The following is a 16,125-nucleotide window of genomic DNA, read 5'->3' on the forward strand; positions in this document are numbered from 1 at the left end:
TTGTGTTCTATAGTAGGGATATCGGCGGGAGAAATCCATAACGCCCGCTATAACTAGGCTAGGAGTGAACCGACTAAATGAAAGCCAGTATTTTGGACGATGATTTCAATGAATGGGGTACGGAGGACACACGAACAGAACTGATACGGAAGCTGCAAAGATTGGAGGAGGAACGCTATATCCTGCGTGAGGGAGAAAGGTTACAAGACTTTACCAATCTGATGCTGCGGCATATTGGCGATCCGGAATCGGAGCTCCGTGAGCAGATCTATTCCACTTTTCACATATGGCTGAAGCGCGATAATAAGTTCTCATGTGCGGAAATGCAGCATCTTTTGGCTGTCCTGATGGATGACCGGCATCTGTTCTATCAGATTGGAAGCGAAGATGACCATAGCGTACTCACCAGGGCGTTTGCGGTTCTGCCTATCGTTCTTATTGTACAGCGGCACAGGAATAATTCATTCTTGACTCCGGATGAGTTCCAGCATCTAAAGCATTCGCTGCTTCGCTACTACCAGGAGGAGAAGGACCTGCGCGGTTATCTGGCAGTTGAAGGCTGGGCGCATGCCGCGGCTCACGGGGCAGATGCCCTCGAGGAGCTGATCCGCTGTCCGGAAAGCGATAATGCAGTGCAGCGCGAGGTGCTGGGGGAGATTAAAGGGATGCTGCATAACGGTGTCCGGATATTTGACGAGGAGGAAGACGAGCGCATGGCCAGCATTGTGGAGACGATGATTAGCGAAGCACTGCTTCCGCAGCAGGAGATTGCCGACTGGATTCATAGCTTGTCGCTGTGTACGGAATGGCCGGATACGCGCGCGCCGAGAATTGCCAGAGTAAACGGGAAAAATTTTGTGCGCAGCCTATATTTTAGAACGAGGGCCCACAATGACGGGAATAATCTTATTCTTAACGGCGCCATGCTGACGGCTGAAGCTAAATTGAACCACTTTAAAGAGGCTAATTAATACATATGGAGGTAATTAAGTTTGAGTACTCACTACTATTTCAGTTGGTTTAATCATTTTTTTCCAGAGAAGCTGGTCCATTGTTTGCATGAGGATATACAAGACAGACAATCGCTTGTTATGATTAGCGCTGACCCGTCTGGTTACACAGAAGAGCCAATTAACTTTGATGATATCTCTGAATGGACATGGCTGAATCAGGCTAACATTATTTTTGATGAATATCATTTCATTGATTACCGCATGCAGAAGGAGGATGCCCAGAGGTTCATTCAGAACGCTTCTGTCATTTTTTTATGCGGCGGGTATCCTGTTTTGCAGAAGGATTTTTTGGCGGATTATGAATTATCGGATGTTATTAAAAATAGCGATGCCGTTATACTGGGTGCCAGCGCCGGTGCGCTAAACATGTCTGCTCAATGGTTAAGCTTGAATGACACTGGTCATGAAGTTGAAACAAGTACGATTTATGAGGGGATTGGCTTTGATCATTTTGCCTATGAATCCCATTCTAAGCGTGGCTACGCCACGTTTGTTCAAGGCTATCTGTTCCCCTTGTCTGAAGAGATCGATGTTTATGCGGCAGAACAGGAGAGCGCTATACGTGTAAAGGACGGCAAAATCGAAACAATGGGTCCTTTATATTTAATTTCCCGCTCAAAGATTCAAAAATTGGTTGAGACGCTCTAACTAGGGAGAGGGGCTACCGAAATGAAACGCTCAAATAATAATTAGTCACCTCTCAATATGGACCTGTATCCAGAGTATTCCGGTAAGCGGCGAAGAGATAAACTCTCTTCCGCCGCTATTTTTTTTAGATGAACATCATTTTCGCTCTATTTCTATTTCCCATTATTTAAGCTAAAGTTAAAGTTTTCTTTAAGTTTCAGATGAGGGTTAAGTTGCTATGCTAACATAAATGAAGATAACAATTGGATGCACAAGAGGCTGGACACTGTAATAGGGTGTCAGTCGTTTTTTTTCATGTAATTCATTTATTATAGAAATGTGTATAAAATGAAATTTATCTACATTGATCCATTTACACAAGAAGAAAAGCTAATCAATGAGGAAACCTATCGTTTCGGCGTACAATTCACGATTCCAAGTAAATCTGTCTGGGGATTAGGAGTGACTGGAATTGGATGGAAGGCGTTAGACGGGGCACCGGAAATTGATGAGTATGCTATGAACTTAGTGCCGGCACAAAATGTGACTTATGAGCTTATCTTGCCTGACGAAGGAAGCGGAGAAGGTGGAGAAGGTGAAAATCCGGGATTTCCGGGAAGTCAATTCCCAGGCCTTACGGGTTTTATAAAGTTCTAATGTAGTTGTTATCATTTAGTTGGTTCTTATGAAAAGGTTCATCGCGGCGGACTGCTGCGATGAACCTTTTTTGCTGACTGTTCTATCACACAGACCACTTAATTTGCCGTCTTATTGATAAAATCAATCTCATTTCTGATCCCTTTATGGGCGTCATTCCACAGGCCCTTTGTCAGGCGAATGCGCAGCAGGCATGTGTTAGGATCTTCGTCGTTATTGGCTTCGTTATACCAATCGGCGAATATAGTGCGCAACTTAGTCATCATCTCGGCGTTATTCTCGTCACATACCCAGCCCAGGTTCTCACCGATACCATCGGCCGTAAAGTTTTCGACGATGATACAAACGGCGACTTCGGGGTTCTGGGCGATCTGCCGCATTTTGCCTGAGGTCGCATAAGTGACGGTGTAGAACGCGCCGTCCTCATAATAGGCGTCCACTATGCGGGCGGCGGGACGGCTTATACCATTGGTCCCGGGTTCCAGCGCGATGGTAGACAGAGTAATCAGGCCGTCCTTGTTACCCACTTGTTCTTCCAGCAGCTTCATGGCTTCGTCGTACTTGCTCATTATACTACCTCCTAAAATGTCATAAGGTATACATTGTTAAGCTTATCATTGTAAAATCTTAGTGCATGTGAAGAATAATACGATAAAAGATTAAATCGCCATCAATCCAAGCTTATACTCGATGGTCTTTTTTTTATGCCATTTAATCTCCAGTCTACAAATATATCTATTTTTTTTATGTAATAGACATTGTCAATTACCCTGGTCCTATTGTAGAATCAAGAAGTTGTCGAATAATGGTGTAAAATGCCATCCTTGGAACTCACTAGGACGACAGACTCATTGATATTTTTAGAGTAAGAAGGGGGAAGAAACAATGTTATTCCAAGCAGCACGCCGTAAACTCAGTCTGATGATTGTGTTTGCCCTATTAGTAAGCACTCTTACGCCACATATGGTGTTTGGTGAGGCCGCGCAGTTCAAAGACATCACAGGCTCTTATGCGCAAAAGGAGATTCATTCATTAACTGAAGCAGGAATAATCTCAGGGTATGAAGATAACTCTTTTAAACCGAAAAAGGCTATGTCACGTGCCGAACTGGCGAAAATCATAGTCCTGTCGTTAGGTCTAGAAGCAAATGCTGATCAAGCCGCACCGTTTAAAGACGTTGCCGCGAACAGTTGGTATCGCGGTTATGTAGGTGCATTGGTAAAGGCAGGCATTACGGAGGGGACATCGGCGACCACCTTCAGTCCTAATGCAAATGTCACCCGTGAAGAGCTGGTCGTATTTTTCATCCGAGCTTTCGAATTGGATGAAACAGCGAAGAAGCTTCCGGTTGATAGCAAGCTGTCAGATATCTCAGAGGTGTCCGAATGGGCAAAAGCGCAAGTATCCCTTGCCTTTAAAAATGGTTTCATCAACGGGGTCCAAGGCAGTGACGGCACCCTGAAATTCAAACCCAAAGAGCATGCGGAGCGCCAAGCTCTGGCTCGTCTGGCTTATGAGTTCAAAACCAATAAGTCAGTATATGTCGAGAAATCCAAACAGCTTCTGGCTGAAGAGGTTAATAAGGGCAAGAGTCCTGAGGTAACACCGACTGCCACCCCGGCAACGACTGACCGCGGGACATCTGTGACAGCACCAGCGCCGGGAGCTTCAGGTCCGGGAACGCCAGCATCGGCAACCCCAGCACCGGCAACCCCAGCACCAGTGACACCAACACCAGTGACACCAACACCAACACCGACATCGACACCGACACCGGCAACCCCGGCACCGGCAAATGCTCTCCAGGTTGTGGTGAAGGGGGAGAGTTCAGATGCCATTTATGTGGAAGAGCCAACAGAAGTTATATTCCGCTCATCGATTAATGCGGCAGGAACGGTAATCGCTAGTGTCTATCAAGTAGATGACAGCGGCAAAGTGATTTCCCAAATCATTTCGTTGTACGATGACGGTTTGGAAGCCCATGGAGACAGTCTTGAGGCAGACGGGCTGTACAGTGGCAAAGCAGTATTGACTGAAAGTACGGAGGGTTACATAAATCTGCAGGCGTTTGTGGGAGATGTGCCAAGCAGCACAGTTTTTAAATTATCTGTAATGAAGCATCTTACGGATGAACAGCTTGCACAAACGGAAATCATTGAAAATAATACACAGAGTAAGCTTGATCAACTGGCTACTTCATATGGTAATTTGCAAAAAGCAAAGGAAGAAACTGTGGCTTGGCTCCAAACCCAAGCAGAAGTAGAGCATGCTGGAATTTCGGGTGAAGGAGGAAGCATCTGGTATTTGCTGGACAACGGGATTCTAGGGGGGATATCCGCAGCTCCTGAGAATACAAAAGGGTTAAGCAGCACCGTAGAAGAGGCTGCGTCCAGTACTGCATTGGCGGCTGAGGCGCTAACGCAAAATGTGGAACAAACTGTAGCCACCATAGGAAGCCAGCGGGTTGCTGTAATTTCTCCGTTCTCCGGCACACTTCCATCTTCGACTGTTTATGACGCTGTATATCACAGCTTTGACCAGTCGAGTTACCCTTTCCTTGTGGAAAGAGTAAAGGACACCGCAGCGGGCGTGAATTTCTTTAAAGGACTGAATCAGTATGGCGTCGTGGTCTTGGATACCCACGGAGATACTTATTATGATGAAATAGTGCTACAGAAGCTCCATAATAAATACGGCATTGATTTCAAATACGCTGGACCGCAAGTCATGTTCCTGACAGGAGAAAAGGCAACGACAGAGAGCAAAAAGACCTATGAGTTGGACTTGAAAAAGGGAAGATTGGCTATTATATCCGGTTATTATGCTATTACACCGTCTTTTATTACACGGTACAACGATATGCTTCCTGATACCATCGTATATAATGGCAGCTGCCGCAGCGCGTACAACGATTCCATGGCAGATGCCTTCATCAACAATGGTGCTGGCACTTATTATGGATATACCGATTATGTAAAGCTTGCATATGATCAAGCTATTGCTAAATCCGTATTTACCGCTTTAAACGATGAGAACATGACAACCGAAAAAGCCTTTCAAGCAGCAGTGGCTGCCCATGGAGCAAACGATGGGTTGGCGGCATTCTTCATGAAAGGAAGCAGCATTGGCACTAAGACCGAAGGGGTCATCAACGGAACCTTTGAAAACGGAACTTGGACCGGCTGGAATGGAAACGGCGATGTTCGGGTGATCTCCAAGCTGGGACCGCTTAAACCGACAGAGGGGAACTACATGGCTATTATCAGCACTGGCCTTGGGTATGAAAACAATGATCAAGGAGGATATGACTACAATTCAGATAGTTATATCGAGCAAAGTTTCATTGTTCCAGCGGGTGCAACAACCCTATCGTTTGATTACAATTTCATTTCTGAGGAGCCTAAGGAATTCGTTGGAAGCAAATTCAATGACACCTTCAGAGCAACGGTAACTTCCAGTGTATACATTAATACGGCTTCCCTCATTACTTCTCACATGAATGGCGGCAATACAGTGACGTCCAGTGTCTATGGCAATGATTCTGTTATTATCGGGGCTGAATCGATTAATGAATCCACGGCCTATTGGATTGAAGAGAACAAAGTAGCGATTGATTTCTACGGCGGGGATCATACAACATACATGACGAATTGGAAGCATGTACAATTTGATGTAAGCCAATTTGCCGGCAAGGGCTCCATTGTCCTTCGGTTCCATGTTTGGGATCAAGGAGATAGTATCTACGATACGGCAGTACTAATCGATAATGTAATATTAAAGTAATCAAAAAACGGCTGGATCAGGGGAACCTGACCAGCCGTTTCTTTTGGAAATAAGCTAATGGACTTGCGTTCGGATATGGATTCCAAATAAAATGTGCATATTGCACATAATTTGTGTTATACTTTATTATGTGCAATATGCACATAATATGGGGTGGAAGAAGGGTGTAAATATGAAGGCAGCAATCGTAAAGGATAAGGGGACGATTCCCGTAATGGGTCATTGTGATTCCCCTGTTGGGACAGAGGGGCTAGTTATAATTAACGTTACGGCCACAGCCTTGAGTCGAGTTAGCAAGTTCCGTTCAATGGGTATGCACTACTCTTCTGAAGTTAACTTTCCAATTGTAGCCGGTATCGACGGTGTAGGAACTTTGAAAGATGGGTCTCGTGTTTACTTTGCGCTGCCTACTGCACCATATGGCAGTTTGGCTGAGCAAACAATCGTCAACGAAAAGCTGACTGTCCGTTTACCAGATGGTATTGATGATCTCACTGCTGCCGCTATCGCCAACCCTGCTATGTCGTCATGGGCTGCATTGGTATTTCGAGCTGGTTTTAAATCCGGTCAAACTGTATTGATTAATGGCGCTACTGGTGCATCCGGTAGTTTAGCAGTTCAGATTGCTAAGGGTCTGGGGGCCAAGAAGGTCATTGTAACAGGACGCAACGAATCGAAGTTGCAAGCACTTGAAGCTGATGAGGCTATTGCATTTGATATGACAGCCGACAACGGTCAAAAAATGTTTGAAAACGCCCTAATGCCAGTTATTGCTGAAGGTGTTGATGTTATATTGGATTATCTTTGGGGCGACAGCGCACTCGCTATCATGTCAGCTCTTGTTAAGGCGAAAACGGATCGTTCAACTCGTTTTGTAAGCATTGGAACTTCATCTGGCCAAGAAAGCATTCATTTACCTTCATCTCTTTTACGCTCATCAACAATCGAACTCGTAGGTAGCGGAGATAAGAGTGTTTCTAAAGCTGATATGCTATCTGCTGTTAGAGGTGTCTTTGAAATGGCTGCCGAGGGGAAGATAAAAATTACCACAAAAGAGTTCGCTCTAGAAGATATTGAAGAGGCTTGGAATGCCCCGCTAATGCCTCGTCCTGTTGTAAGGGTGAAATAAAATGGAAAACGATATTTTTAAAGCACTGATCGATTTAGTTTCCATTATCAATAGGCCAGACCGTGATAAGAAGATGATTGCTAATGCTGGCGTAAATTTGGAAGCAGCAACCTTTCGTGTCTTTGTGGGCATCGTGCATCTCCAACCGACTAGTGTTGGTGATTTGGCCGCCATGATGGGAAAAAACTATTCGAGTGTTAGCCGGCAAATCGATAAGTTAGAAAACGCGGGGTTGGTTCATACGTATCCATCAAGTGCAGATTCCCGCATTCGTGTGTCTGAATTGACGAAAAGCGGGGAGGAAATCAATGCAATGATTAGCCTCACCCGTGAACGCATTTTGCATGAAGCTTTGGATGACTGGACTCTAGAGGAAAAAAACAGCTTATTGAATAACTTAAGGCGTTTATTTGAATCGTTGCAAAGATTCGACTAGTTGCAGATTATGACTGTTCACACACAGCTCAATGTTTATTGCGATGGTGGATATTCGGGTAAAAGGAATTACGGATTCAATGGGGAACCATTCTGAAATCGGATTTACGAGGAAGCCGCAAAAATGCTAAAACGCTACTGACACAACGTTGTCAGTAGCGTTTTTGTATATTAGGGGTATAGCGAGTAGCGCAGTGTTTTGGAGATAGGGTGACCTTGCTCATAATCTTATTATAGAGGTGGAATTTATTCATGAGTAATATCAAATGGGAAGTGGATCCGGACCACAGCTCCGTCGAGTTTTCGGTGACGCATTTAATGATTAATAAAATCAAAGGAGTATTTGAGCGTTTCCAGGCTATCTTAAGTTTTGATCCCAACGAGTTAACAACTATGGGTATTCAGGCTTCCATAGACGCAAATAGTATCACAACTCGCCAAGCGCAGCGAGATGAACATTTGAGGGGCGACGACTTCCTTCATGCTGCCAAGTATCCAACCATTGCGTTTCAAAGCACCAACTGCGTCTTTGCTGGTGAGCGGCAATATGAACTTACAGGCAATCTAACTCTGCATGGAGTAACCCAATCTGTTACTTTTCATACTGTTTTTGAAGGACTAAACAAGGACCCCCGCGGACGGGAACGTGTAGGGTTTCATTCAACAGCCAGTATTGATCGTAATGAATTTGGATTGAAATTCAACTCGCCTCTGGAAACCGGTGGAATTATAGTCGGAAATGAAGTGAGGATCGAGCTTTATATTGAGGCAATTAAAATACTGTGAACCGTATCACAAATTAATGTATTTTTACACCAAACGTAGTTATGACAAGGTATAAAAAAATCCCTCTCTGCGTAATAGAGAGGGACAGTAACTATTTAAGTACCAATTCATTAGAGCCTTATTAGATCATAACTGGTTGGTCTGTAAGAGCTGCGTAGGTTTAGTAAGCAGAGCAGGCCTCGCCGCTATCCAAGCCACTGAGAGTGTGGTTATAACACATAGGCCAATCCCATAAATCACCCATTTAACATCAACCAGGACAGGTAACTTGAACATAAGTTTTAGAGCTACAGTCGTTAACAACAAAGCTATCCCTGTACCAGCAGTTCCTGAGACTAAAGATAAAACAAAGTTCTCTAACAAGATTGACCGTAATGTCTTACCATTGGATACTCCCACTGCTTTGATGATTGCAATTTCTCTGCGTTTTCTTAAAAGGCTTATCACAATTTGATTCCCGATGGTAAGTATCGCTGTAATGAAGGCAAATAAAGTCACTATAGAGAAGAATACACTTATCATACGTATCATTGAATTTAAGCTTTCGGAGGCTGTACTTGATACTGAATACGCCATAGCGGATGCTGGAAGTACACCGTTTAATTCAGAGAGTAAACCCGTAGTCAGGGTCCCTCCGTCAATAGAAAACATTACCCGGTTAGGCGCCCCATATTTAGACAATATATCTTTAGTTGTTCTCATACCTACTGTTTTTACGAACCCTGATTCAAAAAAGCCAACAATTTTGAAAGGAATCTTCTTTTCTCCCATTGTAACTTCAACTGTATCGCCTGTCTTAATTCCCAACTGTTGATAATCTTCCAATAATAATGCGGTCTTGTGCGATGAATCATCTTCTATAAGGTCACGTCCACCAATAATGGAATAGGACCTTGATGCAAGTGAAGGGTCAACACCTTCAATGCTCAATTTATTGGAAGCGAAGAACTTATTCCCGTCTGACTTTTGCTGAAAAAGAGAAGTTGCTTCACTTCCGTTAATTGAACTTAAAAGACCGTTCATCTGGACACCCTCTGTCCACTTTTTAATATCGAGAGATTGAAAAGCTTCCTTGACTGCTTCAGACTCTACTAAGGAGCTTGTGATGAGTAGATTTCCTTTGGCCTCGGTCTCTAACTGTTGACTGACAGACTGAGTTAAGTTATCAGCGAAAAGTTCGCTTGATACTGCTGATGCAACACCAACACTCAAGATAAGAGCCAATAGTCCGTATCGTTTTCTTCCAGATGATAAATTATGAAAAGGGATAAACCAACGAGGAGAGATGAGTTTCCTCATGCTTCCAACCACTCTGAAAATGAAAGAGAAAGCAGAAGAACATACCTTCACAAATATACTTACCAATATAATAATCAGTAGAATCCCTAAAAAAGATAGAACGACTCTAGAACTAATGGATTCGGTTGAACCCAGAAAAAGTGTTTTTTGTAAGTAGAATGCTACAACTAGCGAAATCAGTAATAATAAGAGTCCTCTTTTCCAAAAGCGTACCCGATAAGAAGGGATCTGATGGTTTCCTTCAAGCAATAGCTGCATAGGAGAGACGATGAGCATTCCTTTTAGAGGAATCCATGTTGATATCAGTGCCATTAGCATTCCTACTGCGAAGGTAACAATTGTGACTTTCCATGAAAACTCCCAAGACAACGGTATAGCTAACATTTTGCCTACGTAAGAAGTTAACCAAGTACTCACTAGAAGACCTGTTACTATTCCAGTAATAGTTCCTATCGTCCCGATAAGAATACCTTCTGTTAAAAAGGTACCGGCAACTGAGCGAGAGCGTACACCTATTGCCTTCATAACTGCAATATCGCGCATTCTAGTGCTCATTGCCTGCTTCATTGTATTTGAAACTGTCAAAGCGCTGATTCCCAGTGCAAGCAGACTGAACAATTGTAAAAGTAAAAGAAGGGTCTTGGCTTGAGCCAAGCTTTCGTCTGTCCGCTCTTTCGTGTCCGTTAGTGTAGCACTTGGCAGATGCTTCTCAAGTTCTGCTTGCCAAGAAGTCTTTGGTGTGCCCGCTTTCCAATGGATAAGAATTTCATTTGTGCTTCCGGCTGGAGCGTTTAGCAGATTAGCTGCTTCATTCAACGGAAGATAAGCAGCTCCAAAAATATCCGCATCTCCGTAAGACTCTTGAACATTAAGTACTAATCCTTTTACCTTGTACTCATGCAGACTTCCATCAGACGCGCTCGGCAACCAAATTTTTTCTCCAACCTTTACCTGTAGGCGATCTGCTGCATTATCAGCAAGAAGGACCTCATTTGCTTGAAGTGAACGGATGCCAGGATATTGATTTTCCCCATAATAAGGGTAAGTCTTCGTATCAATTCCCTTCAAGATCACGCTTGTTGTTTTATTTTTGGATTGCACCATGCTCTGTCCGACATATGAAGATGAATGGCTGTCGATTTCTCCCATGTCTTGGAATATATCATTCACTATATTGCTCTGTAGTGGCTTAAGGTAGGACTGGACTAATACATCCCCACCTAATAGCAGTTTGGCAGAATTCTCAATAGAACGTGGCGCCAATTCAGATAATAGGAACATACTAAAGAAACTTGCACTTCCAATAATGAGAGACAATATAGTGAAAATTGTTCTTAATTTGTTACGTAATAAACTTCTCCCGGCAGAGCTCAGCCATATCATCAGATATTCACCTTCCTTTACTCAGACAAGGATCCTCAGTTTCAACCCTTCCATCTCTAATGTAAATCACTCGGTCGGATTTTGAAGCAACCTCTGGATCATGGGTAGCAATAATGAAGGTCATTCTCATTTGCTGTTTTAAGCGGAAGATAAGGTCAAGAACTTTCTGTCCGGAATCACGATCTAAATTGCCGGTTGGCTCGTCAGCAATGACTAGAGAGGGCTTATTAATCAGAGCTCTTGCAATAGCGACACGTTGCTGTTGTCCGCCGGATAGTTGATTAGGCAGGTGCTTCATCCGATCGCCCATCCCCACAAGCTTCAACATTTCTTCTGCTTTTTTACGTATTTCACTATGTCGGGTGCCTTTGATGCAGAACATGGGAAGCATTACATTTTCAAGAGCGGTCATTGTAGAGATTAGATTGAAGGATTGAAAAACAAACCCAATTTTTTGTGCGCGATAATCAGAAAGTTTTTCTTCAGATAAAGATTCGATTGACTTACCCTCAAGTGCGATTTTCCCTGTACTAGGCTTATCTAGGGATCCCATAATCCCAAGCAGGGTTGATTTTCCGCTGCCGCTGGGTCCCATAATGCTTACAATCTCACTTTTGTAAAACTTCAGATTTATTCCCTTAAGAACAGATATTATGCCGGCTTCGGATTCGTACTCTTTGTTAAGATTTTGGATGGCCAGAATCGGTTGTTCTACAATCAACTGAATTTTCCTTCTTTCTGTTAATTTTTTTAATAAGTAATATGGTGAAATGAAGAATTAATATCACAATCACTATCAAAAGGCCTTTGAAGTTTGTCCAGTTCCAAGAATGAAGGAGGGAAGTAAATGAAAAAATAAAACGTAACATATACATTAAAGCAATGCTGAAAACAATTAAGTATAAAGAGGAATACGCTAAAAATACTTTCTTGTAAGTACTGCTCATATTGATAATATTTAATCTAAATTTCTCGCGGAAAAGTCGTTTCCTACATACATATCCCAATAATCCTTGTTTTACCAATGTAAAAGTTCTAGTATGCAGGTTGGGAATTCCGAGGATATCTGTAAGTACCCAGAAACCATCAAGACGTAATAATGGATTTAGATTGCTAATAATGGAAAGCAAAATAAAATGGTTGGCAGTAAATAGTATATTGCTCCCTGTTATTATAGATGATAATTCATATATAATAAATATCCATAATTGAAAATATATACCTCCAAGGTCGATCACTACTCGCTCTTTTCTACTTGCTTTCCAAGCATCACTCAAATCCACGAAAAGAACAGGGGCTAAAAAAAACAATCCGATCCCCATATCTCTTGGTTTAACATTATATTTAAAAGCCGCCACTGTATGCCCAAATTCATGGAATATAGCCGAAAACAAAATCATGAAAAAAGTAATAATCCAAAAAAGATAAGAACCTAAATCTGCTTTATTTGCAGAAAGACTTAAATTTATTATGTAGTTGTAGAGGGCAATACTCATAAGAACTCCAAAAATACAAATACCTTTTAAAGAAAAAAGATGCTGAAAGGGTTGGGAACAGCCTTCCAGTCGGCTTGCATTTAATAGTGGAGTACGAAAACGGATGGCCGAGGAATGTTCTGCTATTTTTTCGCTCCCTACAACGATACCCTTCTCAGTTAGAAGATGTTCTAATAAATATTGTAGCTCTTCTAAGCGTGGGGCAACTTCATATTTCTCTAATAATTGCTCAGAAATCTCTAAAAGCGACTTTTTTCCGTCCATACAGTTAAAAATGGTTAAAATCTTTTCTGTTACTTTCATTTGTAGACCATTGTCAAAGTGAACTAAATAGCGAGCCCCCTCTTCCCAAACATCCATTTCATGGATAATATAGGGTATCAATTGGGGATATTTTGTTGCTGCTATCGCATTCATAATTATCCCCCTCTTTCTTTAGACGGTACCCAATTCTTCGAAAAGGTGTTTATTATGTTTGATATAAACATCTATTGTTTCATTGGCATAATTACAATAGGGCTTTGTAATATCTCCATTCCTCATTAAATTGGCATAAGCACAACCACCACCACAAAAGAGAGAGATAGAGCATTCCGTGCATTCCTTGGAATCTGTAATTCCCCGGTCCCATTGCTGATGAGCTTCAGAATTCAGCTCATATTTTGGGAAAAATGATCCAACGGCGGTCTCTGCACGGCCTACAGAGTCGGGACAGGCATAGATAAGTCCTTCTGTCCCAAATGAATAGAAACGTTGTTCGCGCGCGCTGCATTCTTTAAAATGTGGAACACTAGTGACCCCCGAGGAAGTACAAGCATCCATATCGTCCATCCTGCTCCAATCAAAAGATCGGATCGTGTTTCTAATTCGTGAGGTGCGCATGTTTATCACTGATCCCAGTCTTGCGTTGTATTTATCAATAAAAGAATCCAAGTCGCCGAACATTTCATATAGGGCTATCAACAGTTCATGTTCAGGTAAGTGGTCGGGCATTGGTTCACTGAAGTGATTAGTAACAGGCGTGACTTGCCAACCAAAGTGGGGGAACTTATTCCAGCCCTTTTGTTCAATGAAATTAGCCAGTTCGACCAGATGACCCAGATTTTCTTTGTTAACATTTGTCCTAGTAGCAACGGCAAAGCCTCGTTCCAGGGCCATATCAATATTTTGGACTATACGATCAAATGTTCCTTGTCCACCAGCCATGATACGCCGTTTATCGTGAACAGCTTTGGGGCCGTCAAGTGAAATTTGAAAGAAATCCCATTGGTCACGGTAAGGTTGAAAAATATCTAAAAATTGATGCAAGAATGTCCCGTTAGTAATAGCGCACATACGGAAACCATATTCATTAACAGCACGTTCTACCACTTCTTTAACTGTATTTTTAGTCTGCGGAAGAAGTGGTTCTCCTCCATATAAAACCATACGATGTTGTGCTCCTATGAAGCGGCCACGATTTTCTTCCATTTTAATAATTTGAGTAATAGCTTCGAACATTTTGGTTATTTCATCTGAGTCTAATGCATGATTATGGTCATGAATTTGATGGCCTTGATAGCAATAGGGGCACCTTAGATTACAAGCATATGTTGTACAAACATTGAAGGTCATACCCCATTTACTCTTTGCCGTCATTTTTTCCATTGCATCTTTAACTTTAAAAAGTATTTGTTGTTCTTCTGCAAGGCTATGAAAGATATACCCTCTTTTTTTGAAAAAAGTAAGTAGTTCAACCTCATCTTGATTATCTCGTTGCAGATTAGTCTGTTCAATCCGATCTAGCCGTTCCTTTACTAGACCATCCACTACATCTACTGCTCCACTAAGAGAATTAATCAAGATATAATTCCCATTGTTAATAGGATGAATAGAATTATATGTGCTTTTGATCATGATTTAACCTCCTCGTATTGTGCAGCTTCCTCCTGCAATTCGTGTAGATATTGACCAAGCATGTTCTTTGCATCCGGACAACAAGGAAGGTCCAGATCTCCGTATGTTGATAAAGCTTGTGCAGCGCAGCCGCCGCCGCAAATCATTGCTGCAGAGCAGTCTTTGCATTTGGGTATTTGTAGAACATTAAAATTTCTCCATTGGTCAAAAACGGGTTCCTTCGTAAAAACAGGGGAGAACTGGCCGATGCGATATTCTGATTTTCCCACTAAATCCGGACATGCATACATATTATTATCAGGTCCAAAAGCATAGGTTTTTCCTTCAGTAGCCTCACAGTAGACAAGTTGTGGCGAAATAATCCCAACTCTATCTTGTAATTCAGGATCAAGTAACATGCCTGTCCGGAAGAAACGGAACATTTCAGGACTAAGGCCGATCTTCTTTTGTTTTTCAAGTTCTGTAAAGTTAGGGACGTGTCGGATTAAAGACTTTGCAATCTCATAACCTTTCATCAAAGTAGAACTCAGACCTAGACAAGTATGATCTGTTACAGGAGCAAAGGTTATTGAGAAGGAAGGATGCCCGAAGAAGCCGCATTGATGATAGTACTTTATTAACTCAGGTACAGTTTTAATATTAGTTTGATCTATATTAATCCGGATCATAACAGGGATGTTACGGTTTAATAATTCATTAACGCCTTGGTGTATCCGTTGAAATGTACCCTGTCCTCCAGATAAAAAGCGCCGACTATCATGTATTTCCTCAGGGCCATCGACAGAAACCATAACACTTAAACAATCGCGAAAGCGTTCTAAAATGTCGGCGTAAGCTTTCAAGTGATAACCATTTGTATTACAACCGATTATAAAATTTCGTTTTTCCGCTTCTTCGCAGATTTTTTCTACCATGTTCTTGGCGGGAGGTAAGAGGGGCTCACCTCCGAATAGGTTAATTAATCCTTTGTCCATTCCGCTTTCTTTATGCAGAATATCAATTGCGGAAAACGCATGCTCTATTTGTTCTTCGGTAATGAAGCGTGTACTCTCATGAAGCAAATGATCTTCAAAGCAATATGTACAACGAAAATTGCAGGCATAAGTCGGACAAATAATATAATGCATGAATTGATCATAATTCATGATTTGTGATGCTTGGTTTAATCGTCGCTCCTTATCTTCATTATTCTCAAAAATGTAGCCTCTCCTCAATAAGAACTCGATATCGTCTTCTTTAAGCTCAGGCGGGTAATTAGATAGTTCCCAACTCTCTGCTGAATCCAGTAAATCAAGCATTTCTGCAGAGAAAAAATCTACAGCACCTGTCAAAGTATTGATAACAAGGTTTTTTTCATCAAACTCATATCTTAAATGGTATTTATTTACTATCATGATATTTTCACCTCTATACAATTTTGGAATTATTAAAAAATATTGTTTAATTGTATAATTTATTGTGAATCACTTATATTGGGTATTAAAGAATTATTCGTAAAAAAAAGCCGCAGAGAACGGCTTTTTTCATCGACTCAAATTTGGAAACAACAATTCCAGCAACAAAGATTAATACAGGCCATTTCGTCACGATTTTCCAATGTTTCTACCTGATCAAATAATTC

13 protein-coding genes are annotated in these 16,125 nt (G+C 41.9%); 7 read left to right on the forward strand and 6 right to left on the reverse strand.

All coding sequences use genetic code 11. From position 1 onward, the window contains the following. Nucleotides 1-77 precede the first annotated feature (77 nt). The 3 genes from MKY63_RS10845 to MKY63_RS10855 all read left to right on the forward strand — a co-directional run bounded on the left by MKY63_RS10845 (nucleotide 78) and on the right by MKY63_RS10855 (nucleotide 2,297). On the forward strand, nucleotides 78-971 hold the full coding sequence (locus MKY63_RS10845) for a DUF2785 domain-containing protein (RefSeq protein ID WP_051491239.1): 894 nt from the start codon (nucleotides 78-80) through the stop codon (nucleotides 969-971). A 21-nt stretch (nucleotides 972-992) separates the two neighbouring features. Next, complete coding sequence (locus tag MKY63_RS10850; protein WP_036682409.1) at nucleotides 993-1,661, forward strand: cyanophycinase; 669 nt, start codon at nucleotides 993-995, stop codon at nucleotides 1,659-1,661. 327 nt (nucleotides 1,662-1,988) lie between these two features. Further along, on the forward strand, nucleotides 1,989-2,297 hold the full coding sequence (locus tag MKY63_RS10855; protein WP_036682407.1) for a hypothetical protein: 309 nt from the start codon (nucleotides 1,989-1,991) through the stop codon (nucleotides 2,295-2,297). Between the two features lie 98 nt (nucleotides 2,298-2,395). On the opposite strand, the gene MKY63_RS10860 is transcribed toward MKY63_RS10855, so the two are convergent. Next, on the reverse strand, nucleotides 2,396-2,866 hold the full coding sequence (locus MKY63_RS10860; RefSeq protein ID WP_036682406.1) for a pyridoxamine 5'-phosphate oxidase family protein: 471 nt from the start codon (nucleotides 2,864-2,866) through the stop codon (nucleotides 2,396-2,398). Between the two features lie 316 nt (nucleotides 2,867-3,182). Here MKY63_RS10860 and MKY63_RS10865 point away from each other — a divergent pair, with 316 nt between their 5' ends. The 4 genes from MKY63_RS10865 to MKY63_RS10880 all read left to right on the forward strand — a co-directional run bounded on the left by MKY63_RS10865 (nucleotide 3,183) and on the right by MKY63_RS10880 (nucleotide 8,430). After that, nucleotides 3,183-6,080, forward strand: a complete 2,898-nt coding sequence (locus tag MKY63_RS10865; protein WP_036682404.1) for an S-layer homology domain-containing protein — start codon at nucleotides 3,183-3,185, stop codon at nucleotides 6,078-6,080. 172 nt (nucleotides 6,081-6,252) lie between these two features. Then, nucleotides 6,253-7,209 (forward strand): zinc-binding alcohol dehydrogenase family protein, encoded by a 957-nt coding sequence (locus MKY63_RS10870; RefSeq protein WP_036682403.1) that lies wholly within the window; start codon nucleotides 6,253-6,255, stop codon nucleotides 7,207-7,209. A 1-nt stretch (nucleotide 7,210) separates the two neighbouring features. Continuing rightward, nucleotides 7,211-7,645, forward strand: a complete 435-nt coding sequence (locus MKY63_RS10875) for a MarR family winged helix-turn-helix transcriptional regulator (protein WP_036682401.1) — start codon at nucleotides 7,211-7,213, stop codon at nucleotides 7,643-7,645. 251 nt (nucleotides 7,646-7,896) lie between these two features. Beyond that, nucleotides 7,897-8,430, forward strand: coding sequence for a YceI family protein (locus MKY63_RS10880; protein WP_036682399.1), 534 nt, complete (start codon nucleotides 7,897-7,899; stop codon nucleotides 8,428-8,430). Nucleotides 8,431-8,556: 126 nt separating this feature from the next. Here MKY63_RS10880 and MKY63_RS10885 read toward each other — a convergent pair whose 3' ends face one another. Genes MKY63_RS10885 through MKY63_RS10905 form a run of 5 tightly spaced genes read right to left on the reverse strand, consistent with a single transcriptional unit; the run spans nucleotide 8,557 to nucleotide 15,898 of the window. Continuing rightward, a complete protein-coding gene (locus MKY63_RS10885; protein WP_051491238.1) occupies nucleotides 8,557-11,112 on the reverse strand; it encodes an FtsX-like permease family protein in 2,556 nt (851 codons plus the stop codon). A gap of 7 nt (nucleotides 11,113-11,119) precedes the next feature. Next, the gene (locus tag MKY63_RS10890) at nucleotides 11,120-11,833 is read right to left on the reverse strand and encodes an ABC transporter ATP-binding protein (RefSeq protein ID WP_036682398.1); all 714 of its coding nucleotides are present in this window, start codon (nucleotides 11,831-11,833) and stop codon (nucleotides 11,120-11,122) included. Further along, on the reverse strand, nucleotides 11,793-13,025 hold the full coding sequence (locus tag MKY63_RS10895) for a hypothetical protein (RefSeq protein WP_051491237.1): 1,233 nt from the start codon (nucleotides 13,023-13,025) through the stop codon (nucleotides 11,793-11,795). Before MKY63_RS10895 ends, MKY63_RS10890 begins: the two co-directional genes overlap by 41 nt. 18 nt (nucleotides 13,026-13,043) lie before the next feature. Further along, entirely contained in the window at nucleotides 13,044-14,504 is a 1,461-nt protein-coding gene (locus MKY63_RS10900; RefSeq protein WP_036682397.1) for a radical SAM protein, read from the reverse strand. After that, nucleotides 14,501-15,898: a radical SAM protein gene (locus tag MKY63_RS10905; RefSeq protein WP_036682396.1), complete on the reverse strand. Its 1,398-nt coding sequence runs from the start codon at nucleotides 15,896-15,898 to the stop codon at nucleotides 14,501-14,503. The genes MKY63_RS10900 and MKY63_RS10905 overlap by 4 nt, the downstream gene beginning before the upstream one ends. Between the last annotated feature and the right edge of the window lie 227 nt (nucleotides 15,899-16,125).

Source organism: Paenibacillus sp. FSL R7-0189, assembly GCF_037969925.1.
Lineage (GTDB): Bacteria > Bacillota > Bacilli > Paenibacillales > Paenibacillaceae > Paenibacillus_AQ > Paenibacillus_AQ odorifer.